Source organism: Acetivibrio ethanolgignens, from assembly GCF_001461035.1.
In the GTDB taxonomy this organism is placed as follows: Bacteria; Bacillota; Clostridia; order Lachnospirales; family Lachnospiraceae; genus Velocimicrobium; species Velocimicrobium ethanolgignens.
Map to the genome: position 1 here is coordinate 72,084 of NZ_LNAM01000153.1, position 22,595 is coordinate 94,678.

Sequence of the window (22,595 nt, forward strand, 5' to 3'; positions counted from 1 at the left end):
TTTTAATTAAAACATAGGCAGATGAATAATTCCATACGGTGGATTATTCATCGCTTACCTTAAAAGCAGCAAGTTCCCCTATTCTAACTCCAGTCTTAAACATTAACAAAATACCTAAATTGGTTATATCAGGATTTTCCTCCAGATACTTTTCTACTGATTCTTTCTCTCCACAAAGAAAAACCTGCACGTCAGCTCTTACAATCGTTTTTTTGAATGATTTCTTTGAAATCTCCATATCTTTTATTGATTCTGTCACACTAAACGAAATAAGTTTCTTTTTCTTTGCTCTCTTGAAGATTCCATAAATCAATGTACGACAGTTAGAATAGCACTTCACAGACATAGAGAATTCATGTGTCATATTCTTTACAAAATCTTTCAAAAAGTCTTCTGTAATGTATTTCACATCTATGTCTCTGATTTTTGCGAAATACTTGCCAAAATCTTGAATGTACCTGTCGTATGTTGATTTGCTGATTTCTTCTCTGGAAAGTTTATCAGCGGACCATTCATGGAATATATCTTCTACGATAATTCTCTCTTCAAGGATTTCCAGTATTCAAGTTCCTCCCTCCCTGTCAATCCCTAAAGCCTATTCTGGGCTTTTCTTTTTTCTGTTTATCTGTCATTCCTCCCATGCCTTGCTCCATTCCCATCAAGGCTTTGCTTGTCCTCTACCTATCAGTCATTAGTCCTTTATCTTTTAAATAACATTAGCGGAGTGGCAAGCCTCCGCTAATGTGTTATCCCTGTAAATCCTCTTTTAAATCCTTTAACAGCTCATCGATTTTCTTGTCTGTTTCTTCTTTTGTGCTTTCATCCTTGGCTCCTTCAAGTCCTCTAATGATTTGCTTGAGCCAACTCTTAAATTGTAAATCGGTCATCCCCATATCTTGCATTACCTCCATCATGCTTTTATTCTCCTTTCCATCCGTTAAGGCCTTGCCTTTCCTTAACTGTCTTTATTATATGTTATGTGTGCCTGATTTGTCAGGCACACTTCTTTTTAAAATGTGTGCTTTATCTCTTTATATATTTCTCTATCTTATCCAATTCCTGTAAGACACATTCTTTTATAAATGCGTTGCAGCTCATCCCAGTCTTAGCAATTCTTTCTTTCGTTCCCTTTGGAAACATGCAATTTACGCGGTCAACCGTTCCTTGATAACGTTCAACGGCTTTTCTTCGCTGTTCCATTTGCTTTTCTGTGTATTCAGCCATTTCAAAGCCTCCCTTCTTTCTTCTATTATATCTAATGTGCGCTTTATAGTCAACGAAAATGTGTGCTTTATGCATTTTAAACAAAATTTAGCAACTATGTGTGCTACATATTTGTTTATTATTCCGTCTTTTATGTGTGTCTAATATTTGCTATTATAATATCAGCAAATGAAATATGAACCAAACCACAGGAGGTAAACACAGGAAGCTTGCATCTTGAAAATTTTAGATTGAGAACCATGCTAGATACTGTTATAATATCTGCATGGGAAACCAGAGAGCCGGGTGCCTTACCCTCCTATTTCGGAGGGGCTAACCCTCCAGACGAAAGAAAGGAGGGCTTGCCAATGGTTACATATTCTGATTTGATTCAGTTTTGTATATTCATTGTTGCCCTTGTTGGTCTTTGCTATAAGATTTTCAAGGGAAAACGAAAATAGCCGCCACATCTCGCACATGTGACGGCTGACCTTCTATAAAGGTTAGTAACTCATTGTTCGGGGTAAGCCGTTTCTCTGGCTTTCCTTTTTCTATGTGAAATATAGCACATCTGGCGGCATTCGTCAAATCAAAATTCTTTCCCAGTGGAACGGTCAACGATTTTTACATCACAGCCCAGAGCGTCGGCAATTTTTTCAACGTCTGTATAGCTCATGGTATCACGGTAAAGTTTTGTACTTAATGGCTGTGGCTTCATTCCGATTTTTTCCGCAAGTTCTCCGACCTTTATATTTTTTTCAATCATAACTTGCTTAATTTTCTTGCTTGCTCCCATTTCATCATCTTAAAAACATAATACTACAATAACATAAAATATTCAAGTTAAAATAAAAAATATTCATTATGATTATTTTTCTATTGACTAAAGACGTTTTCAAAGAACCAGATCCAAAGAAACGAGAACAAAAAATTCTAAACCTGATTATAAAACACATCAAATCACATTAAAACAGGAGGACAATATGCATTGTCTGATGAATTTCTGAAAATGCAAAACTTGGATTTACTCCTTCTGAAATCGAACAATTGGAGATTGAAGCAATCGCATAAGCCAAAACGCTCCGAACTCTGGATCGTCCACCGCGGGACGGTCTCCCGATGCTGACGATTGGCAAGGCACGAATAATGAAAGGATGGTTGATATTATGACATTCGAATAAGATTTACAGACAAAGATAAGCAACGCTTTAAAACTCTATCAGTTGGCAAAGGCTGAATACTTGCAGAACAAAACCGCCGAGAACTGGCGGAACTTCTGTGACAGACTATCTAATCAATAATATTGCGGAAGAGAGAGAAATTTCTAAAGCACTGGCACGGAAACTATTTATCAATGCAATTTCTTATAATGTGGTTGTTGAAGAAATCAATAATCAAATAGACTTCCTGATGGAAAAAGAATAACATACTACACTCTCCAGCTTCTCCGGTTCCGGTGTAGGTTCACGACATGGGAGCGGAATTTCCAATATAAAGAAAAGGGGGCAATCACACATGAATACACAACCTACGATAATCAAAGTCAGACGCGGCATAAATGTACAGTACCATAAAAACACTTGACCGAATTTTGAAAGCATACGGAAGGAGTAAAAGAAAATGAACCTTTGCAACACAGATTTACATCAATAACGGGTACAATATCCAACTTGTGCGACAGTTCCTGCAGCACTCTTCTTCCGCTGTCACTCAAAAATACATTGGAATCCAGCAAAAACAAGTTGAAGATGTTTTATGCAAAAAAATAAAGCTGCTGACGGGAATCGAACCCGTGACCTCCGCACTACCAATGCGACGCTCTACCGACTGAGCCACAGCAGCACAACCTACTCAAGCTCCAAAAGAGTTTGATTCAGTTTGGTTTTAATTCGCTGTAAGGCATTATCAATGGACTTCGGAGATTTATGAAGCTCCTCAGCAATCTCAGTATACTTCTTCCCTTCATCGAAAAGCTCAAAGACTTTTTTCTCAAAAGGGCTTAAGTGCCTTACGAGTTTATATTCTAACACACTTATACTCTCTTTGTCAATAATTAATTTTTCTGGATTTAATTGATTATTTCCAAAAATTGATTCTTTTGCATCATTTTCCACAAAATCAACATCCGAAAAAGAAATATAGGTGTTCAGCGGAAGGTTCTTTTGACGGTTAGAAGCCTTTATTGCACTGTAAATTTGTCTTTCAATGCAAAGATTTGCAAAGGAACAAAAAGAAGCTTCCCGTTCAGGCGTATAATCCCGTATCGCCTTATAAAGTCCAATCATTCCCTCCTGAATCAAATCCTCCCGGTCACCACCGATTAAAAACAAACGGCGTGCCTTCTGACGAACCAGATTTTTATACTTGTCCATCAGATAATCCACCGCCCGTTTATCTCCCTTACGAACCTTTCCTATCAGTTCTTCATCCTTCATTTTTTCAAACCCTGCATTCATTCTATGCTCCCCCCCTCATTTTAAACATTAACTGCTGCCAAACCGCCTTAAGCTATCCCCGCTGCCGCAGGATTTCATAAGCCAGAACTCCCATTGCCACAGAGGCATTTAAAGAATCAATGTCACCCTTCATCGGAATCCGGGCTATCATATCGCACTTTTCCTTTACCAGGCGTCCGACGCCCTCGCCCTCATTACCGATAATAAGACCGATTGGCCCCTTCAAGTTCAGGTTATACATCAGTTCCCCGTCCATATCGGCACAGACAAACCACAAGCCCCGTTCCTTTAGTTCCTCAATCGTCGCTGCAAGGTTTGTAACCTTCGCTACCGGAACATAGTTAATTGCTCCTGCAGAAGCCTTTGCTACTGTTGCTGTCAATCCTACCGCTCGACGTTTTGGAATAATAATACCATGGGCCCCAGCCTGATTCGCTGTACGGATAATAGCTCCCAGATTATGCGGGTCCTCCAGATTATCCAGAATAATTAAAAATGGAGGCTCACCCTTTTTCTCAGCCAGAGCAAACATATCCTCAATTTCCGCATATTCATAGGCAGCCGCATAGGCAATAACCCCCTGATGATGCCCCGTTTCCGACAGCTGATCCAGCCGCTCCTTTTTCACAAAGGTAATAATCGTATCACCCTTTTTTGCCTCTCGGAGAATGGACTTAATCGGTCCATCCTGGCAGCCATCTAAAATAAACAGCCTGTCTACCGGCCGTCCGGCACGAAAAGCTTCTAAAACTGCATTTCTGCCTTCAATTGTTAATTCCTCGTATCTCACACTATTTCTCCTTCCATTCGCCCAGGCGAACCAGCCCTTCCTTTACCAGAGTCACTGCACGCTCCATGTTATTTTCCATATACAGATATCCCATCAAGGCCTCCAGTCCCGTTGCCGTCCGATAATCAGTAATACTGGCATTTTTCGCTGAGGTTGCTGACTTGGCATTGCGTCCTCGCTTATACACTGCCAGCTCCTCCTCCGTAAGGCTGTCCATAATCTCATGAATCAGCCTGGCCTGGGACTCCGCCTTTACAATGGAGCTTGCTTTTCTATGCAGTATTTTCACCGGCTGGTTTGCCAGCTCAACTAAAACGGTACGAACGATCAAGTCATAGACACCATCGCCGATATAAGCCAGAGTAAGAGGCGAATACTGCTTCGCCTCTTTTTTCTCCAGTCCAAATTCCTCTTTTACACAATCCAAAAAGCTATTTACGCTCTTTTCCATCTTACACCTTCTCTGGTATCTTCCAATACAATACCCTTTTCTAGCAGCTCGTTACGGATTTCATCTGCCCTTGCAAAATCACGGTTCTTTCTGGCCGTCTGACGCTCCTCAATCAAAGCCTCAACATCCGCATCCAGAAGCTCCTCCTTCCGTTCTGCCTCAATACCCAGTATACCACATAACAGAGTCAGCTTTCCATAGGCTTTTTCCACTGCTTCTTTAGAGGAAGACTCCTTCATCCGGGTATTCGTAAGCTTTACCAGCTCAAAGATAGCGGAAACAGCGTCCGCTGTGTTAAAATCGTCATCCATGGCTGCATCAAACTTCTCATTCAGACGCTCCAGCTCTGTTAAAAATTCCTTTTCTTCTGCTGTAAGAGGCTTTTCTTCTGCCTTTTCCATCAATCCCTTAACCTTTTCTACCGCTGTAACAATACGCTCCAGGCCATTTTTTGCAGCCTCCATCAGCTCACGGCTAAAATTAAGGGGCATACGATAATGAGCTCCCGACAGCATAAAGAAACGAAGCACCTCATATGGATATTTTTCCCCGATTTCTCTTACTGTAAAGAAATTGCCCTCCGATTTTGACATTTTCTTATTATCAATATTTAAAAAGCCATTGTGCAGCCAGTATTTAGAAAATTCCTTACCGTTAGTAGCCTCACTCTGAGCGATTTCATTTTCATGATGTGGGAAAATTAAGTCCTCTCCGCCGGCATGGATATCAATCTGCTCTCCCAGATACTTTTTACTCATCACAGAGCACTCAATATGCCAGCCCGGACGACCGTCACTCCATGGAGATGGCCAAGAGGGCTCACCCTCCTTTTTTGGCTTCCATAAAACAAAATCCATCGGATCTTCCTTTTCTTCTTCACCAGCCACCTTGATATCCCTGTGTCCTGCCTCCAGATCATCAATATTTTTCTTAGAAAGCTTTCCATAGTCATCAAAGCTTCTGGTTCTGAAATAAACGGTTCCATTTTTTTCATAAGCATGGCCCTTGTCAATCAGCGTCTGAATCATATCAATCATGCCATCAATTTCCTCCGTGGCCTTTGGATGAGTCGTCGCCGGCTTTACATTGAGATTTTTCATATCCTCCTTTACTGCCTGAATGTACCGCTCGGAAATCTCTGTTGCAGAAACTCCCTCTTCATTTGCTTTTTTGATAATCTTGTCATCTACGTCAGTAAAATTGGATACATAATTCACATCATAGCCCTTGTATTCAAAATAGCGGCGTACCGTATCAAATACAATCATCGGACGGGCATTTCCAATATGAATGTAGTTGTAGACCGTAGGTCCGCAGACATACATTTTTACCTTACCTTCTTCTAATGGTACGAATTCTTCCTTTGTTCTTGTTAATGTGTTGTATACCTTCATTTCAATTCTCCTTTATTTTTACGGCTTCGCTGCCGCCATTTTACTGTATTTTTGTTTTTTTAGCTCCATTATCTCTTCTTTAAGTCCTGCGACCTGAGCCTGCAGGCTGGAGATATCATTCAATACCGGATCCGGAAGATGAATCTGGTCCAGTTCCTCTCTGGGAACCTTTACATTATCCCGTTTTACTACTCTGCCCGGAACTCCTACAACTGTAGAATTCGGCGGTACCTCTGACAAAACAACGCTTCCTGCACCGACTTTCGAGTTTTCTCCTACAGTGAAAGAACCAAGCACCTTCGCACCGGCACTAATCATTACATTATCGCCTATCGTAGGATGACGTTTTCCCTTCTCTTTTCCTGTACCGCCCAGGGTCACACCCTGATACAAGGTTACATTGTCCCCGATAATTGCTGTTTCCCCTATTATAACACCATTTCCATGATCTATAAATAGTCCTTTTCCAATTTTAGCCCCCGGGTGAATTTCTATTCCCGTTTTTCTTGCTATTCTCTGAGAATACCAGCGTGCCAGAAAATAACGCTTTTTCTGAAACAGGTAATGGCTGATCCTATATCCCAATATAGCCTTAAAGCTGGGGTATAAAAACACCTCCATATTGGACTTTATCGCCGGATCCCTTTCTCTTATAATCTCTATTTCCTCTTTTACATAAGCTATAAAACCCACTTTTCATGTCCCCTTCTACGTCCCTATTGAATAAAAAAGCCCCGTCCCTACATAGAGACGAGGTTATCGTGGTTCCACTCTAATTCACAGCCCAAAGGCTGCCTTTTCACCTACTATCATAGGCCTGCCGGATAACGGTGGCTGCCGGACTGCACTACTGACCTGAAGTCCTTCGTACAATCTGCTCCCGAATGCACTTCGCCCGCCGCTCGATAAAAGTTCCTTTCAGCCAATGGGAACTTCTCTCTGTTACTTCGCCTGCCGACTACTCTTTCGTTCAACGCTTTTACTTATTTTATGCAAAAACCTGTTTTTTGTCAACCTTTTTATACAATCTCATTCAAATACACCCGGGAAGCCTTAAGCTTTTCCAGTAGTTCCTTCTTCTCTTCCTCTGCTCCCAACGCCTTTGCCATAATAATCGGCTTTTCAAACAGCTCCGGTTTTTCAATCCACCAAGAAAGCTCCTCCGGCCAAAATCCCAGCTCTAAAAAGCAGATATTCCAACTATCTTTTCTCTTTAAAAGACGCTCTTCTAAAGCTTCAAATACCATAGCCGCTGCCTCCCCTTCAAGGATTGACTCTGCTGCCTCACAGATTCCTTCTGCCTCCTCTGCCATATAAGCCACAGTTGCACAGATTTTTCCATTTTTATCATAAAAAAATAGAAGTTCTCCACCAGCAGCCTTCATTTCCTTACTCAGACGTTCAAGATAACTGATACTTCGTAGGGCATATAAATCAAACCTTTCCGAAAGCTTCCTGTTCTGAAAACCAGCAGCCTCTTCTTTTTCTTCCTGAGTAAGCTCTTCAAAAATCCTTACCAGCAGTCCACTCTTTTTTTCTGCCGCTGCAAGCTCCAGCCCGGCAAGCTGTCCTTTAAGTCGCTTTTGGGTATAAATAAAATGAAAATCAAAGGGCTCATAGATTTCCTTTTTCGCCGGCATCAGATAGGTAAAAGGGCAGCCCTTTTTCTTCATATAAAGAAAAGCCTCCTTCAAAAGCTTTCTCATATATCCCTTCTTCCTATGATTCTCTTCGGTACAGACACCTACAATATAATAAAGAGTCTGCTTCCTTCCCTGCCAGCAGATTGTATAGGGATTAAGATGCACCATGCTTACCAGTTCATTTTCCCGAAACATCCTCAAAATAATATTATCCTTTGTTTTTTCCTGAAAATAGTAATCGGTGTATTCCTCTGTATCCAAAAAGCATTTTTGCCAAAGCTTATATTCCTGTGCAAATCCTTTAACCATGTCTGATTCCTCCTAGCGTCATTATATTTATTTTTGCCAAAAAAAGCAACTTCCTATATATTGAAATTTTTGGAAATCTTTGTATAATAGAATTATCACATTTATACGACACTTCCGTCATGAAAGGAGTATTTCATGGAAAAGCCACTCAATTTGATTTCTAATATTGTGCCTGGCGGATTAATCAAGGTTACTCTGCCAGACTTTTTTATTTATTATCATACTGCAGGCTTTGACCAGCTGCTTCATCTTTCTGCCAAAGATGATCCGGCTTTTTTTGCTTCACCAAATCTGGATTTTATCCATCCACAGGATCTGGATTATGTAAAAGCAGAACTTGTCAGGTGCTCCAATGACCTTTCTCTCCTTTCTCTAAAATTTCGTATTCTCCGAAAAGAAGAAGGAATTCACTGGGTTCAGCTGAGCGGTACCTATCTGGAAGAGCATGACGGCAGGCCTGCCTATCTGTGCTTTTTAATGGACTTCTCCAAGCAACAGGCCTACGAAGAAAATATTTTGTTAGAACAGCAGCGTTGTGCTATTACAGCAGGGTTCTATAGGGATTCCTTCTGGGAATATGATTTTTCTACAGAAAGTATGACCCGTTACGGAGATTTATCCCAAAGCTATAGTGTTTCCTCTCTTATTTATAACTGGAAACAATATGCTTCGGAAAATGAGCTTGTGCATCCCCAGGACTTTTCACGGCTGGAGAATATCCTTCTTTCTCCTTCAGAAAAAATACAGACCCTTGACCTGCGAATTAAAAACTATCTGGGTATCTACACCTGGCATAAATTAAGATACCGGTTCCTTTTTAATCAACAAAAGGAACCGGTACGGATTTTTGGTCAGTCATCCAACCTGGAAATTCCTAATATAGAGGAAGAGGCCTTCGTTTCCCTTTTAGGAAAATCCGCCGCTATCAAGGAAATTAACAAAGCCATCCTTCAGATGAGCAATGACTCTCACTGTGGGCTCATGCTTCTTTTCCTGCCACATTTTACAGAATACCAGAAAACCCGTGGCTATACCTTTTGTCAGAATCTGCTCCACGAATTCTCCATAACCCTTTTTGAACAATTCAGAGAGCAGATTATCGGACACCTGGGAACCGGACGTTTTCTTGTTTTTTTTGCAGATGCAACAGAAGAAAAGGAGCTTGTCAGCCAAACTGAAGATTTTCTTTCTTCTCTGGAAAATCTGTACATCATCCAGGATAATTTTCATATTGCCTGTAATATCGGTCTTGTCCTTGGCGATAAAAACAGCTCTAACTATGATATTTTATACAAAAAAGCTTCTATCGCTCTGGAAACTGCACAAAAAAAAGGAAAACGTTCCTATGACATTTACGGCTTGCGATCAGATAAGGCTGGCGGCTGTACAAGCCTTGTTTCCTCCACTCCAGTTTCCCAGGAAGAGCTTCCCTGTTCTATTTTGAAGCTCGGGATTTCTCTCGCCTGCGAGGAAATCTTCAGCGATAGTATGCATACCTTTTCATCCATGGTTCAGCAATTTTTTGATGCACAGCGTGTACTTTTTATAACAGATTTACCGGATACCTGCTCCAAAAGGGAAATACTGGACTGCTGCCAGCCTCTGAAGGAGAAGCACTGTCTTTTCTGCAATGACATATCCAGACTAAAGGAAAAAGCTCCGTTGCTTTTTGAAAGCCTTTCCCTGGATGGTATCCAAAACTTTTACTGCTATGCCATGCACTATGGAAAAGAAATTACCGGCTTTTTCATCACCGGTTTTTCTAGCCCCCTTGACACTGCCTTGAATACCTCATTTTTTCAAATCATTGGCAGCCTTGCAGAACAGATTACAGCAAAACGCCGTTTGGAAAGCTATCTTAGTGCTTCCCCTGTCGATCAGGTGACCTCACTCCCCTCCTTTCCTTTCTTTTTAAAGAGGGGACGCCGCATTTTGATCGAAAATAGAGAAGAGCACTTTGCCCTCGTTTATCTTGATATTAATAAATTTCATACCTTTAACCAAAACTTTGGCTTCGGAGTCGGCAATCAGATTTTAGAGCTTCTTGGTCATTCCATACAAAGCTCTCTACAGGAAAAAGAAATCAGCTGTCGAATTGATCAAGATCATTTCGCCCTGTTGCTTCACTATGAAAAAGAAGATGAAATTTTTGACCGGCTTAACTGCCGGATTCGAAGTCCTCTTCTCCAGCCACCCGAGGCTATGCCCGATTTTTATCGCTTTGATATTATCAATGGGGTCTATTTTATCCCACAAGGGGAAACCGAAATCAGTGAAATGCTGGATTATGCCAATGCCGCTCGTCAGAGTATCAAGGGCTTTACTGGCAGTCACTATGCCTGCTACACACCTCAGATGGCCGATGAAGCACTCCATCATCGTACCACACTGGAAAAGCTGACACAGGCTCTGAAAAGGAAAAGCTTTCTTCCCTTTTATCAGCCACGCTATTCCTTAAATACCGGAGAAATTACAGGTGCAGAATCCCTGGCACGGTGGGAAAGTGCTCCGCTTTGCATTGAGAAAGCATCCGAATTTCTGCTTGTTATGGAAAAAACCGGTATGGTCATAGATATGGATTTTCAAATTATAGAACAAATTTGCCGTTTTCTAAGCAAACGGCTGGCAGCCGGTCTTGAATGTGTTCCCGTCTCTGTTAATTTATCGGAACTGCATTTTAAGACCACAAATTTTGTAAAAAAACTGCTTTCTATCCTTACACACTATGAGGTACCTGTCAGCTTTTTCACGCTGGAAATCAGCGAGGAAATCTTGGTACATTATCCAGAAGAAGCTTTCATTTTTATCAATGAATTGAAGTCCTTTGACTTTTTCATTACTATTGATCATTTTGGAGAAATTTACTCTCCTCTGATTCTTTTAAAAAACGCCAATATTGATGCTGTTAAGCTCAATATCCGTGCCTTCTGCAGCAAACAACCGTCCCCTCAGGACTGGTTTCTGCTGCAAAAGGTCATTGAAACAGCGAAAGGACTTGGCCTCACTGTCTATGCTAACAATGTTGAAAATGAGAGCCTGATTCCCAAGCTAAAAGAGCTTGGCTGTGATGAAATCCAGGGCTACCTGTATTCTAAGCCACTACCTGAAGCTGCCTTCGAAGCCCTTTTGAACAATTAAAATTCATTCAGCAGACAGATTGCCTGGGCAGAAATACCTGCACCCTCGCCGGTAAAACCCAGGCCTTCTTCTGTCGTTGCTTTTATATTAATCTGGTCTACTAAAACTCCCAGGGCCTTAGCAACATTTTCTCGCATTGCAGGAATATGCGGCAGCATCTTTGGTCTTTGTGCAACAATCGTTGCGTCTATATTTCCTATCGCATATTTATTTTTCTTTAAAAGCTCTCCCACACTCTTTAACAGCTCAATACTGGAGGCTCCCAAATAAGCCGGATCCGTGTCTGGGAAATGCTTCCCGATATCTCCCAGTGCCGCAGCCCCCAAAAGGGCATCCATAATGGCATGCAAAAGTACGTCTGCATCTGAATGCCCTAACAGTCCCATTTCATAAGGAATCGTAACACCTCCAATAATCAGCTCCCGGCCTTCTACCAGCTTATGCACATCATATCCCATTCCAACTCGCATCCTTATTCTCCTTCCTATAGCTTAACTTTCTTTTTAAATGCTTTTTTAGAAATATCAATGTCCCCAAAGAACCTATGAAAATCTGTCTTGTACCTGTCATAAGTTTGCTTCTGTATCTCTCCGAATGAAAGCTTTTCATTGAATTTCAATAGCTCTGCATTTGAAATCAGCGTTGAGGAACAAAATTATAGATGTTCTATCCTGTAAATTCCATTCTTCTGATTGTTGAAGCCTTCATTTTCTATCTTCCAGCGTCCACGTCCTGCTTCTATCATTTCTTCCAGATTATTTTTCGTTAGCTCTATATTGCTTATGCATTGGAATCGGATTTTCTGCAACTAACCTCTGTCTGGTTTCCTTTTGCGTAAAAATATATTTCCAGCCATTTTCCCTGCACAGTTTCATAATCGGCTCTGCTCCATAAAGTGCATCTCCCTGTATACAGATCGGCAGTCTCGGATACTCCTGTTTTATCCGTCCCATCAGGCATTTGGCTGCATTCATTTCACAGTCCTGTTTGCTTATATCCTCTTTCTCATTTTCAATAAATTCCGTTCCAAGACTTATGATTATTTTATCTCCAAGAACCAGTTTTGCCTCCAAAACCTTATGGTAATAAAACGTTACCTTTTTCCCATTCACATCACTTTGAACAACACTCAGGCAATTTTCACAATGCCTTTCCTTAAAGCAGAACAACTCTGTTCCATCTAAAATAACTCTCCAATACTTTCCAGGCAGCCTGCTTCGGTAAAACTGTTATGCAATTTCAAGTTCTGAAATGTCGATGCTAAACGTTGATAACTTAACTTTTGCAACTTTAATTTGATAGTCAAGCTCTTTGTTCTCGCTTGTCTGTGCCGCCTTAATACGCATCAGATTAACATAATAATCAATGGCTACTTGCTTTTGTTCTTCCAGTGTCATGTCCTGCTTTACCTCCATTTATATTTCCTCCTTTCGGATAATTATATTATAATATATGTCCGCTATATTATCAAGAGTTTTCAAGCTCTTTTTCGACACAATTTATTATAAATTGTGTCATGCTTACATTACGCTTTTCCGCTTCAATTTTATATTTGTTTTTTAACCCCTTAGGAACGCGCAAGCGTATGTCGTCCGTTTTTTCTGCCATATATTTTATGCTGGCTTTTTTCTGGGCTTCTGTATATGCCATTTGTGCTACCTCCTTTTTATAAAGTATAATACAGCGAAAATATATCCGCTATATACACATTAAACAAAATATGTCCACTATATTTGTATACTTTGTATATCGAATATATGTCCGCTATATATTAAAATCAAATCATCAACAGAACAACAAAAGCAATTATATATCAAGGGAGGAAAACACAATGACAGGAACAATCAAAACAAACGGAAAGAATACAGCAGTTAAAATCGGCGGTGTCGCAGTTTTTACATACGAAGGAGTGAAAGGAGCATATAAGAATTTCGCAAAGTTGGCCCAGAATTTTGAAAGATACGGAACAGAAGGACAATATGCATTGTCTGATGAATTTCTGAAAATGTAAAAACTTGGATTTACTCCTTCTGAAATCGAACAATTGGAGATTGAAGCAATCGCATAAGCCGAAACGCTCCGATTCGGAGCGTCCACCGCGGGACGGTCTCCCGGTGCGGATGATTGGCAGACCAGACAGGGAACGATATGAAGAAATTATACATAGTTAAAGGCGGTTTTAAGAATGATGAAGCTGGACGATTTTACACTAAAGCAAGTGACAGACTATCTAATCAATAATCAAATAGACTTCCTCACGGAAGAAGAATAACATGCTACACTCTCCAGCTTCTCCGGTTCCGGTGTAGGTTCACGGCCTGGGAGCGGAATTTCCAATATAAAGAAAAAAAAGGGGGGGCAATCACACATGAATACACAACCTGCGATAATCAAAATCAGGCGCGGTGTTAATGGCTTTAAATATCCCTCTTGTGACAAAGACGGCTATTTTATTGGCAACCTTAAGAAACTGACAGATGCATGGAACCATTATAAACTACAAATAAAATAGGGCTATGTTGTGCTTATCCGTGAACTGGACAAAATGCCGGATATGATAAAGTGGAATGCCGAAAAGAAAGAGCTTGAAAAACTCATAGAACACTATAAAAAGATGTGAGCGAATGAAAAACCTGACATTAGACTATTGTTATAAGCATCACAAGGCAACTTTTGAAGTCTGGCAGCATGGAAAACCAATAGCATCCAGATATGAAGGTGATATTTTGATTATTAAATACCAAAGTGGTGCCTGGTTTCATTACAAATTGGAAAATGGCTGCCTAATCTGGTGGAAAAAGAAAGGTTTGGTATAAATGAATAAAAAAACCGTAGCACTTACCGACCAGCAGTATATCGACATCATAACCTCAATAAAGAGCGGTTTTTGCCATGCCGGCAGGGAATACAAGCCGAATGAGAGAATTGCTACCGCTCTGACTCTGGAAGCCAATCTCGGCTTGCGTATCAGCGATATTTTGCAGCTCCACTACTGCGACATCATCAAGGATGGCGACCGGTACCGGCTGAACATCTCAGAAATTAAGACCGGAAAAGAAAGAATTTTTACAGTACCAGAGGAAATCCGCGAATATATCAATGATTACCGCATAGGGAACCACATGACAGAACAACAACACTTGTTTGACCTGTCAGAACGTCAGATACAAAAGCATTTATTGCACCTTGATAATTTAAAAATGACTGCGTAAAATCGCTTTTAAGAAGTTGAAATGAATTTTCGATAATTTGAGCATTTGAATTAATAGAATTAAACTGGTTTTAAGTCCGGTCATAGCAATTTTAAAAATTATCGGCCTAATTGATATATTCAAATAACCTGGCCTTTTTGATTACCTTTTAGTATGAAATGATGTGAGTGTCAAAAGTCATTTTTTCGATGACTTTGATATAAATTTGTACTTTGATAACTGACGTTACAAAAGACATACGCACACCTCTCAAACAAGTAATTCTGTATAGTATTATTATACCAGATTTGGTGTGTAAAGCATAGCTTTATTCAGTTATCAAAGTGCTGTCGGGGTGTACTTTTGACACCCACATCATAATATATATTATATATAGCGTTTTAGTGAAAAATGGGTAATTTTTAGCACTTTATAAAACACAAAAAGACATCGATAAAAGCCACCACACCGCCAGCAGCATAGCCGCCAAACGGAGAGCCACTATAATTTATTATAAAGCATTCATTTGTTATTCTGTCAAGGAAAATGAAAACCGCAATTTCTGGCGGCTCCTAGTTAATCCCAGTTAATAGCATTATGCGGAATTGTTCCGTTTTCTGCTATGCTTTTATTTGCTCTTGCTATTGCTTCTATTTCGTCCGGTTTTAGCTCTATTTCTTCCTTTCCGTTTATCCTCAACTCTTCGCTCGCAAGGTCGATTTCGTCATTCCAACTGATACCGTAACCTCCTGCATCCACCTTTACTTGCTGGAAAAGTCCTTCGATGGTTTTAAGATTATTAAATACATCCCATTTTGCAAATAATGGTTTTATGTCATATTCTGTTTTTACTCCATCCGTAAATAACACAGATAAAATAAAATTATCTTTCGGTTCTACACTTTGCACCCTGTAAAACATCACATCACCTCCCATGAACACCATCCGCTGGATTATTCCAGCGGTGGCAATTCTACAAAGTTTTGAGTTTTCCAGATTTCGAGAAGTGCGTCACAGTTTTTTTCTCTCCATTCCTCGACCATTTTCAATGCCCTTCTCGGCAAATCCCCGACTAACATTTCCCCCGTTCTGATGTCGATTTCTGCTAAATACTCGCCATAAATAACGTGAAAATGTGGCGGGTTATGCTCTGCCTGTCTGAAATACATCTTGATTACAATTCCATAAAATCTACTTATTACTGGCATTTCATCCGCTCCTTTCTGCTATTGTCTTTCGACAATATTATTGTAGCATATTTAAACTTTTCTTTACTTTCTCATTCGCTCCAATTCTTTTTCAACGCAATCTTGTATAAATGCTGATAGTTTCATACCTTTAAACTTTGCCGCCGCTTCATACTCTTCTTTCTTGCCTTTTGCAGCCATAACAGTTATACGGTCGTACTTCTCTTTTTGATATGCATTTACATATGCTATAGCGTCCTCTTTCTTTGCGTATGCCATGTTAGCACCTCCTGTCTTTATCAGATTAGCATATTTAAACTTTTATGTCAAACATCATCAATCCTATACATGATTATTTTACAGAAAATAATTCACAAATTTAAGGCATAATTAAACTTTTCTTATTGACAGCATATTTAAACTATTCTATATTTATATTAACAAAGGAACATACCAATTCAAATACAGGAGGAAAACACAAGGATCTTGTACCTTGAAAATTTTAGATTGCAAACCATGCCAGATACTGTTATAATATCGGCATAGGAAACCAGAGAGCCGGGCGGCTTACCCTCCTACTTCGGAGGGGCTAACCCTCCAGACGAAAGAAAGGAGGGGTTGCCAATGGTTACATATTCTGATTTGATTCAGTTTTGTATGTTCATTGTTGCCCTTGCTGGTCTTTGCTATAAAATTTTCAAGGGTAGAGTAGGCGGATGAAATTTTCATCCGCCTACTCTACAAAAAAATAAACCGATTTGTGGTCGATTTATCTTTCGTAGCACTTGCACAGGACTCTCCTTTCCTGTGTTTTTTTGTTTTGATTACCTTTTTGATTACCTCAAATATTTTTTTCATTTGATGTAATATATTAGGAAATGAAAAAAGCCAGTAAAATCAATGACTTCACGGCTTTTCACGAAAAAATTTTTAGTAGCGGGAAAGGGATTTGAACCCCCGACACCACGGGTATGAACCGTGTGCTCTAGCCAACTGAGCTATCCCGCCATATTAAATACAAGATGTCCGACTTTCATCGTGACACCTTGTATATTATATATGCTTTTGTCTTAAAAGTCAATAGCTTTTTTTATTTTTTTACAATATGACTTCCACTTCTTCCTTTTTCAATGACAATCTGCTGGTCAATCCGCTCCTTTAATTCATTGATATGGGAAATAATACCAATCAGATGCTTCTGCCCGGTCAGTGACAAGAGGCTTTTCAGTGCCTGATCCAGAGACTCTTCGTCCAGGCTTCCAAAGCCCTCATCAATAAAAAGTGTATCTATACGGATACCACCAATCGAAGCCTCTATCATATCTGCCATTCCCAAAGCCAGGCAGAGTGCTGCCTTAAAGGATTCACCGCCAGAGAGAGACTTCACCGGCCGACACTTACCTGTATAATTGTCAAAAATCTCAATATCCAGACTATTGGTTGTCCTTGCATCCTCTACCCTGCGAACCTTCCGAAGCTCATACCTTCCGCTGGTCATTTCTGCCAGCCGGAGATTAGCAGATTCCAGAACCTCTTCAAAATATACCGCCAGTACATACTGCTCAAATACCAGTCTGTCCTTGTTTTTCCCTTTGGTTATGTTATCCAGGTTCTGCCAGATGCCATATTTTTCTTCTAGCTCCTGCCGTTCTGCCAAGCGGAGTTTTAAGGTCTCCCAAGCCGTTTTCAGCTTTCCAAGCCGTGCTACACTAAAATCTCTCTTCTGCTCCAGCTCCTTTATCTGACACTCCAGGCTCTTTCTTTCCACCTCCACAAAAGAAATATCTAAAGAAAGTCGTTTTGCCGTAGCTTCCAGCTTTTCTTTCAGCGTTTCCTCTACTCTTACTCCCTCTTCAAAAATGGTTCTTTTCTCTGCTGCCTTCAAGCTCTCCTTTGACAGACGTTCCCGCAGCTTTTCTGTCTCTCCTTCTTCCCTCAGACGTCCCTTTTCTTCCTGTCTCTTCAGGGTTTCCTCCCGTTTTTCCAAAGACAACAGAAGCTTTTCCAGGCCCTTTGCTTCCTTTTCCTTGCTTTTACAATTTTTAAGCCGCAGACAAAGCTCTTTTTCCTCCTGCTGTAAAAGACAATACTTTTCTTTTCCCTCGGCCTCATCCAGAATTCCTTCCTTTTCACAGGCCGCTTTGGTATCTGCTTTCCTCTTTTTTAAGGCACCCAGATTTTCCTGGGTGGCAGCAAAGACCTCATCCAGCCGGACACGCTCCTTTTGGGCTAATTCCTTCCAGTGGTCTACCTCCTGCTGATCCGGCACCTCCTTTGACACCTTCGCTTTATTAGGATGGCTCAGAGAGCCGCAAACCGGGCAAGGCTTTCCCTCCTCTAAAAAGCGGGCAGCCAGCCCAATTGCAGTTGAACGATAAAGCTCTTCCTTCTCCTGATACCGGGCCCTTACTTCCTTCTCCTTCTTAAGCTGAATCTCATAGCTTTGCTTTAAGCTTTCCTGCTTCTTTTGCTCCTTTGCAAGCTCTGAAAACTCTTTTAACAAAAAAAGCAGTCCCTCTTCCTCCCTTTTTTTCTCCTTTATTGCTCCTTCTATTTCTAAAAGCTGCCTCTCCCAGCCCAAAAGCTCCTTTTGCTTTTTCTGGCTCTCCTTTTTTTCTTCTAACAGCTCCTTAAGCTCTCTTTTTTCCTTTTCCCTCTGAAGCTTATTTTTCTCCAAAAGCTCTGTCAAAGCAGTTTCCAGAGAAGCCGCCTTTACCGCCTGCTCCTCCCAGTCTTTCTTCTTCTTTTTATTTTTCTCTATCTCCCGGAAAAGCTCCTTTTCCAGCTTAAAATACTCTGCCCCCTTTTCCTCCAGCTCCTTTAAGCTCTTTCTGGTTCTTTTAAGCTCTTCCTCTACCTCTCTTTTTCTTAGCTTTTCCTTCTCCCAATCCTCCTTTACCTGATGAGCAAGCTCTGCCGGCAGAAGACCCTCTGTTTTTTCAAAGCCTGCCTGTCCCAGTAGCTCAGCCATTCTGCTGCTTAAGTCTGTAAGCCTGTCCTTCAGCCCTTTTGCCTCTTCACTAAGCCGCCTTTGCAGCTCCTCATAGGCCTTTGTCTGGAATAAGTCTCTGAATATCTCTACCCGGTCCCGGGAGCTTGCCAGTAAAAGTTCCATAAACTCTCCCTGTGCCAGCATCCCCAGCTGCTTAAACTGTTTATAATTAAATCCAAGAATTTCCTCAATCCTGTTATTTACCTCTGTAACAGTTTCTAAGGGTCTTTTGTCTTCTTCTAAAAGCAGAGCGGACTCATTGGAAAGGGTCACTCCACTCCCCCGTTTCTTCCGGCGTTCGTATTTTGGAGAGCGGCGAATGGTATACTCCTTTCCCTTGTGCCAAAACAGAAGTTCAACATAGGTCTCCGTATCCTCCTCTGCAAAATCACTTCTAAGAGAGCTCTTATCCCTCACCTGGGTACTGGCTGCCCCAAATAAAGCATAGGTAATGCCATCAAATATCGTTGTTTTTCCACTTCCTGTCGGCCCGGTAATTAAAAATACACCGTTCCCGCCAAGCTTTGAAAAATTGACCTCCTCTCTGCCCGGATAAGGTCCAAAGCCGCTCAGTATCATATGTATTGGTCTCATAGCCTTTCCTCCTCTATTCCGGAAATCACAGCATTTAATACCTGCTTCTGCTCCTCATTAAGACTCCTCTCTGTTACCTCCTCATAAAAGTCCTCATAGATTTCCATTAGAGACTTTTTCCTAAGCTGCTGTTTTCTTACCGCTTTTTCGCCTTCCTGCCGGATATTCTTTAAAAGCTCCAGCTGCATCACATTCGGATAGCGGCTCCGCAGAGCTTCCATTGGCTCAAAAAGCTCTTTTTCATCTGTCAGAGTAACATGAAGATAATCCTCCGGGTCTGCCAGAGAAACCACCTCCTCCTTTAAAAGCTCCTTAAGGCTTCCTTTAATTTTCCGCATATCATGTAACGGCTTCAGGGGCCTGCGACTTATGGAAAGGCTGCCTTTTTCCTTTAGTTCAAGAAGCACTGCACTTTTCGCTTCACACTCGGAAAAAGAATATTTTAAAGGCGAGCCAGCATAGCATACAGCATCCCGTCCTATAGACTGTGGCCTGTGGATATGTCCCAGTGCTACATAATCAAAGCAATCAAATACCGATGCATCCACATTTTCTGTGCCACCGACAGATACCGGATATTCTGAATCTGAAAGCTTAAGTGTACTTCCACCTCCGGTAATAAAATGGTGGGTAATCAGGATATTTCTTTGTGAAGAATCTATTTTTGTATTCTTAATCACCTGCCGGATGCAGTCTGTCATCGTGCAGCCTGCCTCCATTCCCAGCACCTTCTGCATAGCAGCTACCCGCGAAAAGGGCATAAAATAAAGGTTCACCCTTCCATATTCATCCGAAAGGCTCACCTGCTTCAACGCAGCAAAAAAACCACCCTCCATAAAGAGACCGCCCTTTTCCAATATTTCCCCTGCAAATCCGATTCTCTCCGGTGAATCATGATTGCCGCTGATAACAAAAACCTTCTGTCCCAGCTTGATAAGCTGTCTTAAGAAGTCATCCAAGACCAGCACAGCGTCTGCTGTCGGCACAGAACGGTCATAAATATCCCCTGCCAGGATAACACCCTCTGTTTTTTCATCCCGGGCAATGGAAATCACCTGATTTAAAATGTACTTCTGATCCTCCAGCATGGAAAACTCATTGATTACCTTTCCAATGTGCAAATCTGCCAGATGTAATAATTTCATATATATAATCCTTTCCTCTTGCAAAATCCCCCAAAGTGTAGTAAATTTACATTGATATTGCTAGTTTGAAGTTTTTATCGTAGTTAAGGAGTTTTCTATGTATCGTAAACGTTCATTTAAAATAAATACACTGGTTATCATAAGTTGTCTTTTATATATTGGCCTTGAATTTGCTCTGTACTATCTTACAGAGTCTGCAGCTGCTGTTTTTTTTGTTGCCCTGATAGGCAGCTTCCTTTTGGCCCATGTTTTTCTGGAAACAGCCTTTACCTATGATACCTGCTTTTTAGTCACCCTTTTTTCCGTAGTACCGGCAAGCACCCTAAGCCTTCTTATTTACTTTAACCAGACCGGCCATCTGCTTGTCTACCATGATTTTTTGCCCTATCTTTTGTTGCTTCACTGGCTGCTGCCGATGTGCTACTGCACCTTCCGTTGTCTTTTCGACCGCGGGCCACGTTTTGTCCGTTATAACAGCTTCTTTCTAAAAATGGGGATTTTATTTGGAGTATATTATATTCCAACACTGATTATCCGAAGCTTTTTTATTCCATTGGAGTTTCCTTATACCTTTACAGGAAAAGAAATAAGCCTATTTCCTTTCCTGGCAACAGCTACCCACATTGAAGATTTTATCTATACCGGTGTAGGTATTGAAGCTCTTTTGATATATGCCCTGCATATATTTTTTCTGTTTCTTCCTCTTGGCTTTTATGGCTCGATTTTGCTAAAGGATCTGCCTGTATTGCCAAAGCTTTTTTTCAGCATAGCTGTACCATTCCTTTTGGAAGGAATTACCTGGCTGTCAAAGGGTACCTTTATCATGGACGCCTGCATCTTCCGTCTGCTAGGCATCCTTTTGGGCATTCTTTTATACCAGCTAATAAATCACCTATTTCGGCTCTATACCCGTGAGAACTTTCTCTATGAGCGGAACCGGTATTCTTTTTTCTAACAGCCAAGGCTTATTGCCATTTTCTATATTCGTTGATATCATGCAGGATGACCTTTGCTCCCGCAATCAGGCGGTCAAAGGCTCCTGCTTTATATAGGCTTAAGACTGCCATTCCAATTGGAATTCCCAAAATCATTCCCAGAACACCCTTTATCCGATAACCGCTAAACATAAATACAAGAGTTGCCAGAGGACTTAATCCAATTCCATCTCCTACCAGCTTCGGCTGTAGCAGCTGATGCAGAAGCTGGCATATCAGATAGATAATTGCCAGGCATACCGCATGGAAATATTCACCGCCGATAATATCCATAAGAGCCCATGGCCAAAGGATGGTTCCCGTTCCGAAAAAAGGAAGAAAATCCAAAAAGGCAACCAGAATTCCAAGAAAAAAGGAATAATGGACATCTAAAAGCTCAAATCCAATAAATAAAATCACAACCATAACTATCATAATCTTAAATTGAGCTTTAAAATAAGCTCCCAGTGCTTCAATAAAATTACTTTTTATCAGATTCATGCTTTCCTTCACCGAATCCGGCAAAATCCTCTTAAAGCCTGCCACCAGCTTATCTCTATCCGCAATAAAAAAGTAGGCTGACAATATTGTAATAATCGCCATTAAAAAAACATCAGCTACATTTTTTACCAAGGAGCCTGCGACACCAAGCGTCGATACATCAATCCTGCTTATTGCTGAAGTGAGAAAGCCGCTAATACTGCTTCCCATGTCATCCAGAAAGCCTTTTGTGCTATCCGGCAGATACCGGGCTAAGCCCTCCAGATTCTTTAACGTATCACTGATATTGACCTGCAGCTCTGCAAAAATTTCCGGCAAATCCTGCATAAGACTGATGCCTTCACGAACCAAAATTCCCAATCCAAAATACACGGCTGCCACAACAATAGCTAGGGCCGCTATAATAATCAGAGCTGAGCTATGCTTTCGCAGCATCTTCACATTTTTCTCCAGAAACCGCACTAATGGATTGGCTATCATGGAAATAATCCAGCCAATAACAAAGGGCATAAAAAACCCTAAGGCCCGCGGCACAATAAATATCAGGACTGCCAATAAAATACCTGCACATACAAAATCTGTTAAAATCCGCATATATTTCTGGAAATTGGTCATACGCATCCCCTT

At 40.9% G+C, this 22,595-nt stretch carries 28 protein-coding genes, 2 tRNA genes, 1 other RNA gene and 1 other annotated feature; of the genes, 9 read left to right on the plus strand and 22 right to left on the minus strand.

Annotated elements, in window-relative coordinates; genetic code table 11:
• Positions 1 to 43: 43 nt before the first annotated feature.
• From ASU35_RS09110 to ASU35_RS09115, 3 genes are all read right to left on the minus strand, one after another.
• Positions 44 to 409: a site-specific integrase gene (locus tag ASU35_RS09110; protein ID WP_058352711.1), complete on the minus strand. Its 366-nt coding sequence runs from the start codon at positions 407 to 409 to the stop codon at positions 44 to 46.
• Between the two features lie 337 nt (positions 410 to 746).
• Positions 747 to 914 carry a hypothetical protein gene (locus ASU35_RS19255; RefSeq protein ID WP_156059399.1) on the minus strand — a complete coding sequence of 56 codons (168 nt, stop codon included), beginning with the start codon at positions 912 to 914 and terminating at the stop codon, positions 747 to 749.
• A 109-nt stretch (positions 915 to 1,023) separates the two neighbouring features.
• On the minus strand, positions 1,024 to 1,224 hold the full coding sequence (locus ASU35_RS09115) for a hypothetical protein (RefSeq protein ID WP_058352712.1): 201 nt from the start codon (positions 1,222 to 1,224) through the stop codon (positions 1,024 to 1,026).
• Between the two features lie 347 nt (positions 1,225 to 1,571).
• Here ASU35_RS09115 and ASU35_RS20195 point away from each other — a divergent pair, with 347 nt between their 5' ends.
• Positions 1,572 to 1,664 carry a putative holin-like toxin gene (locus ASU35_RS20195; protein ID WP_242861246.1) on the plus strand — a complete coding sequence of 31 codons (93 nt, stop codon included), beginning with the start codon at positions 1,572 to 1,574 and terminating at the stop codon, positions 1,662 to 1,664.
• Positions 1,665 to 1,792: 128 nt separating this feature from the next.
• Here ASU35_RS20195 and ASU35_RS09125 read toward each other — a convergent pair whose 3' ends face one another.
• Entirely contained in the window at positions 1,793 to 1,999 is a 207-nt protein-coding gene (locus ASU35_RS09125) for a helix-turn-helix domain-containing protein (protein WP_058352714.1), read from the minus strand.
• A 482-nt stretch (positions 2,000 to 2,481) separates the two neighbouring features.
• Between ASU35_RS09125 and ASU35_RS19260 the strand changes: the two genes are divergently transcribed.
• Complete coding sequence (locus ASU35_RS19260) at positions 2,482 to 2,628, plus strand: hypothetical protein (RefSeq protein ID WP_156059402.1); 147 nt, start codon at positions 2,482 to 2,484, stop codon at positions 2,626 to 2,628.
• Positions 2,629 to 2,972: 344 nt separating this feature from the next.
• Here ASU35_RS19260 and ASU35_RS09130 read toward each other — a convergent pair.
• From ASU35_RS09130 to ASU35_RS09160, 7 genes are all read right to left on the minus strand, one after another.
• A tRNA-Thr gene (locus ASU35_RS09130) sits at positions 2,973 to 3,045 on the minus strand.
• A 5-nt stretch (positions 3,046 to 3,050) separates the two neighbouring features.
• Positions 3,051 to 3,659 (minus strand): RNA polymerase sporulation sigma factor SigH, encoded by a 609-nt coding sequence (sigH, locus tag ASU35_RS09135; RefSeq protein WP_058352715.1) that lies wholly within the window; start codon positions 3,657 to 3,659, stop codon positions 3,051 to 3,053.
• Positions 3,660 to 3,711: 52 nt separating this feature from the next.
• Complete coding sequence (rlmB, locus tag ASU35_RS09140; RefSeq protein ID WP_058352716.1) at positions 3,712 to 4,449, minus strand: 23S rRNA (guanosine(2251)-2'-O)-methyltransferase RlmB; 738 nt, start codon at positions 4,447 to 4,449, stop codon at positions 3,712 to 3,714.
• A gap of 1 nt (position 4,450) precedes the next feature.
• Positions 4,451 to 4,900, minus strand: coding sequence for a Mini-ribonuclease 3 (locus tag ASU35_RS09145; protein WP_058352717.1), 450 nt, complete (start codon positions 4,898 to 4,900; stop codon positions 4,451 to 4,453).
• A complete protein-coding gene (gene cysS, locus ASU35_RS09150) occupies positions 4,885 to 6,294 on the minus strand; it encodes a cysteine--tRNA ligase (protein ID WP_058352718.1) in 1,410 nt (469 codons plus the stop codon). The genes ASU35_RS09145 and cysS overlap by 16 nt, the downstream gene beginning before the upstream one ends.
• A gap of 18 nt (positions 6,295 to 6,312) precedes the next feature.
• Positions 6,313 to 6,987 (minus strand): serine O-acetyltransferase, encoded by a 675-nt coding sequence (gene cysE, locus ASU35_RS09155; protein ID WP_058352719.1) that lies wholly within the window; start codon positions 6,985 to 6,987, stop codon positions 6,313 to 6,315.
• A gap of 50 nt (positions 6,988 to 7,037) precedes the next feature.
• Positions 7,038 to 7,277, minus strand: a binding site (T-box leader).
• A 36-nt stretch (positions 7,278 to 7,313) separates the two neighbouring features.
• Positions 7,314 to 8,246 (minus strand): GNAT family N-acetyltransferase, encoded by a 933-nt coding sequence (locus ASU35_RS09160; protein WP_058352720.1) that lies wholly within the window; start codon positions 8,244 to 8,246, stop codon positions 7,314 to 7,316.
• Between the two features lie 135 nt (positions 8,247 to 8,381).
• Here ASU35_RS09160 and ASU35_RS09165 point away from each other — a divergent pair, with 135 nt between their 5' ends.
• Positions 8,382 to 11,384, plus strand: a complete 3,003-nt coding sequence (locus ASU35_RS09165; RefSeq protein WP_058352721.1) for an EAL domain-containing protein — start codon at positions 8,382 to 8,384, stop codon at positions 11,382 to 11,384.
• Here the strand turns inward: ASU35_RS09165 and ispF are convergent.
• The 4 genes from ispF to ASU35_RS09185 all read right to left on the minus strand — a co-directional run bounded on the left by ispF (position 11,381) and on the right by ASU35_RS09185 (position 13,034).
• On the minus strand, positions 11,381 to 11,854 hold the full coding sequence (gene ispF / locus ASU35_RS09170) for a 2-C-methyl-D-erythritol 2,4-cyclodiphosphate synthase (RefSeq protein ID WP_058352722.1): 474 nt from the start codon (positions 11,852 to 11,854) through the stop codon (positions 11,381 to 11,383). The two genes, ASU35_RS09165 and ispF, sit on opposite strands and share 4 nt — an antisense overlap.
• 285 nt (positions 11,855 to 12,139) lie before the next feature.
• Positions 12,140 to 12,553: a hypothetical protein gene (locus ASU35_RS09175; protein ID WP_058352723.1), complete on the minus strand. Its 414-nt coding sequence runs from the start codon at positions 12,551 to 12,553 to the stop codon at positions 12,140 to 12,142.
• Positions 12,554 to 12,613: 60 nt separating this feature from the next.
• Positions 12,614 to 12,799 (minus strand): hypothetical protein, encoded by a 186-nt coding sequence (locus ASU35_RS09180; RefSeq protein WP_058352724.1) that lies wholly within the window; start codon positions 12,797 to 12,799, stop codon positions 12,614 to 12,616.
• A gap of 52 nt (positions 12,800 to 12,851) precedes the next feature.
• Positions 12,852 to 13,034: a hypothetical protein gene (locus tag ASU35_RS09185; RefSeq protein WP_058352725.1), complete on the minus strand. Its 183-nt coding sequence runs from the start codon at positions 13,032 to 13,034 to the stop codon at positions 12,852 to 12,854.
• A 181-nt stretch (positions 13,035 to 13,215) separates the two neighbouring features.
• On the opposite strand from ASU35_RS09185, the gene ASU35_RS09190 reads away from it, so the two are divergent.
• From ASU35_RS09190 to ASU35_RS09200, 4 genes are all read left to right on the plus strand, one after another.
• The gene (locus ASU35_RS09190; protein ID WP_058352726.1) at positions 13,216 to 13,395 is read left to right on the plus strand and encodes a hypothetical protein; all 180 of its coding nucleotides are present in this window, start codon (positions 13,216 to 13,218) and stop codon (positions 13,393 to 13,395) included.
• 56 nt (positions 13,396 to 13,451) lie between these two features.
• Positions 13,452 to 13,521, plus strand: an RNA gene (locus tag ASU35_RS18690) — hammerhead ribozyme type II.
• A 487-nt stretch (positions 13,522 to 14,008) separates the two neighbouring features.
• A complete protein-coding gene (locus ASU35_RS09195) occupies positions 14,009 to 14,200 on the plus strand; it encodes a hypothetical protein (protein WP_058352727.1) in 192 nt (63 codons plus the stop codon).
• Positions 14,201 to 14,596: a tyrosine-type recombinase/integrase gene (locus ASU35_RS09200; RefSeq protein ID WP_058352728.1), complete on the plus strand. Its 396-nt coding sequence runs from the start codon at positions 14,201 to 14,203 to the stop codon at positions 14,594 to 14,596.
• Positions 14,597 to 15,151: 555 nt separating this feature from the next.
• On the opposite strand, the gene ASU35_RS09205 is transcribed toward ASU35_RS09200, so the two are convergent.
• The 3 genes from ASU35_RS09205 to ASU35_RS09215 form a co-directional block, all read right to left on the minus strand.
• Positions 15,152 to 15,496, minus strand: coding sequence for a DUF2442 domain-containing protein (locus ASU35_RS09205; protein WP_083504221.1), 345 nt, complete (start codon positions 15,494 to 15,496; stop codon positions 15,152 to 15,154).
• A 32-nt stretch (positions 15,497 to 15,528) separates the two neighbouring features.
• Positions 15,529 to 15,783, minus strand: a complete 255-nt coding sequence (locus tag ASU35_RS09210; protein ID WP_058352729.1) for a DUF4160 domain-containing protein — start codon at positions 15,781 to 15,783, stop codon at positions 15,529 to 15,531.
• Positions 15,784 to 15,846: 63 nt separating this feature from the next.
• The gene (locus ASU35_RS09215) at positions 15,847 to 16,041 is read right to left on the minus strand and encodes a hypothetical protein (protein ID WP_058352730.1); all 195 of its coding nucleotides are present in this window, start codon (positions 16,039 to 16,041) and stop codon (positions 15,847 to 15,849) included.
• Positions 16,042 to 16,386: 345 nt separating this feature from the next.
• On the opposite strand from ASU35_RS09215, the gene ASU35_RS20200 reads away from it, so the two are divergent.
• Positions 16,387 to 16,482: a putative holin-like toxin gene (locus ASU35_RS20200; RefSeq protein WP_242861247.1), complete on the plus strand. Its 96-nt coding sequence runs from the start codon at positions 16,387 to 16,389 to the stop codon at positions 16,480 to 16,482.
• 214 nt (positions 16,483 to 16,696) lie between these two features.
• Here ASU35_RS20200 and ASU35_RS09220 read toward each other — a convergent pair.
• From ASU35_RS09220 to ASU35_RS09230, 3 genes are all read right to left on the minus strand, one after another.
• Positions 16,697 to 16,770, minus strand: a tRNA-Met gene (locus tag ASU35_RS09220).
• Positions 16,771 to 16,852: 82 nt separating this feature from the next.
• A complete protein-coding gene (locus ASU35_RS09225) occupies positions 16,853 to 19,348 on the minus strand; it encodes an AAA family ATPase (protein WP_058352731.1) in 2,496 nt (831 codons plus the stop codon).
• Positions 19,345 to 20,493 carry an exonuclease SbcCD subunit D gene (locus ASU35_RS09230; protein ID WP_058352732.1) on the minus strand — a complete coding sequence of 383 codons (1,149 nt, stop codon included), beginning with the start codon at positions 20,491 to 20,493 and terminating at the stop codon, positions 19,345 to 19,347. The genes ASU35_RS09225 and ASU35_RS09230 overlap by 4 nt, the downstream gene beginning before the upstream one ends.
• A gap of 97 nt (positions 20,494 to 20,590) precedes the next feature.
• Between ASU35_RS09230 and ASU35_RS09235 the strand changes: the two genes are divergently transcribed.
• Entirely contained in the window at positions 20,591 to 21,448 is an 858-nt protein-coding gene (locus tag ASU35_RS09235; protein WP_058352733.1) for a hypothetical protein, read from the plus strand.
• Between the two features lie 10 nt (positions 21,449 to 21,458).
• Here ASU35_RS09235 and ytvI read toward each other — a convergent pair whose 3' ends face one another.
• Positions 21,459 to 22,583: a sporulation integral membrane protein YtvI gene (gene ytvI, locus ASU35_RS09240; protein ID WP_058352734.1), complete on the minus strand. Its 1,125-nt coding sequence runs from the start codon at positions 22,581 to 22,583 to the stop codon at positions 21,459 to 21,461.
• Between the last annotated feature and the right edge of the window lie 12 nt (positions 22,584 to 22,595).

Excerpts from the sequence above, each read along its gene's own strand:
- ASU35_RS09225 (WP_058352731.1), bottom strand. The coding sequence starts at position 19,348 with ATGAGACCAATACATATGATACTGAGCGGCTTTGGACCTTATCCGGGC.
- ASU35_RS09180 (WP_058352724.1), bottom strand. The coding sequence starts at position 12,799 with ATGGAGGTAAAGCAGGACATGACACTGGAAGAACAAAAGCAAGTAGCC.
- cysS (WP_058352718.1), bottom strand. The coding sequence starts at position 6,294 with ATGAAGGTATACAACACATTAACAAGAACAAAGGAAGAATTCGTACCA.
- ASU35_RS09185 (WP_058352725.1), bottom strand. The coding sequence starts at position 13,034 with ATGGCATATACAGAAGCCCAGAAAAAAGCCAGCATAAAATATATGGCA.
- ASU35_RS09115 (WP_058352712.1), bottom strand. The coding sequence starts at position 1,224 with ATGGCTGAATACACAGAAAAGCAAATGGAACAGCGAAGAAAAGCCGTT.
- ASU35_RS09235 (WP_058352733.1), top strand. The coding sequence starts at position 20,591 with ATGTATCGTAAACGTTCATTTAAAATAAATACACTGGTTATCATAAGT.
- ASU35_RS09190 (WP_058352726.1), top strand. The coding sequence starts at position 13,216 with ATGACAGGAACAATCAAAACAAACGGAAAGAATACAGCAGTTAAAATC.
- ytvI (WP_058352734.1), bottom strand. The coding sequence starts at position 22,583 with ATGACCAATTTCCAGAAATATATGCGGATTTTAACAGATTTTGTATGT.
- ASU35_RS19255 (WP_156059399.1), bottom strand. The coding sequence starts at position 914 with ATGATGGAGGTAATGCAAGATATGGGGATGACCGATTTACAATTTAAG.
- ispF (WP_058352722.1), bottom strand. The coding sequence starts at position 11,854 with ATGCGAGTTGGAATGGGATATGATGTGCATAAGCTGGTAGAAGGCCGG.
- ASU35_RS20200 (WP_242861247.1), top strand. The coding sequence starts at position 16,387 with ATGGTTACATATTCTGATTTGATTCAGTTTTGTATGTTCATTGTTGCC.
- ASU35_RS09125 (WP_058352714.1), bottom strand. The coding sequence starts at position 1,999 with ATGGGAGCAAGCAAGAAAATTAAGCAAGTTATGATTGAAAAAAATATA.
- ASU35_RS09145 (WP_058352717.1), bottom strand. The coding sequence starts at position 4,900 with ATGGAAAAGAGCGTAAATAGCTTTTTGGATTGTGTAAAAGAGGAATTT.
- ASU35_RS09215 (WP_058352730.1), bottom strand. The coding sequence starts at position 16,041 with ATGGCATACGCAAAGAAAGAGGACGCTATAGCATATGTAAATGCATAT.
- ASU35_RS09230 (WP_058352732.1), bottom strand. The coding sequence starts at position 20,493 with ATGAAATTATTACATCTGGCAGATTTGCACATTGGAAAGGTAATCAAT.
- ASU35_RS09205 (WP_083504221.1), bottom strand. The coding sequence starts at position 15,496 with ATGTTTTACAGGGTGCAAAGTGTAGAACCGAAAGATAATTTTATTTTA.
- ASU35_RS09165 (WP_058352721.1), top strand. The coding sequence starts at position 8,382 with ATGGAAAAGCCACTCAATTTGATTTCTAATATTGTGCCTGGCGGATTA.
- ASU35_RS09195 (WP_058352727.1), top strand. The coding sequence starts at position 14,009 with ATGAAAAACCTGACATTAGACTATTGTTATAAGCATCACAAGGCAACT.
- ASU35_RS09210 (WP_058352729.1), bottom strand. The coding sequence starts at position 15,783 with ATGCCAGTAATAAGTAGATTTTATGGAATTGTAATCAAGATGTATTTC.
- ASU35_RS20195 (WP_242861246.1), top strand. The coding sequence starts at position 1,572 with ATGGTTACATATTCTGATTTGATTCAGTTTTGTATATTCATTGTTGCC.
- ASU35_RS09160 (WP_058352720.1), bottom strand. The coding sequence starts at position 8,246 with ATGGTTAAAGGATTTGCACAGGAATATAAGCTTTGGCAAAAATGCTTT.
- sigH (WP_058352715.1), bottom strand. The coding sequence starts at position 3,659 with ATGAATGCAGGGTTTGAAAAAATGAAGGATGAAGAACTGATAGGAAAG.
- ASU35_RS09200 (WP_058352728.1), top strand. The coding sequence starts at position 14,201 with ATGAATAAAAAAACCGTAGCACTTACCGACCAGCAGTATATCGACATC.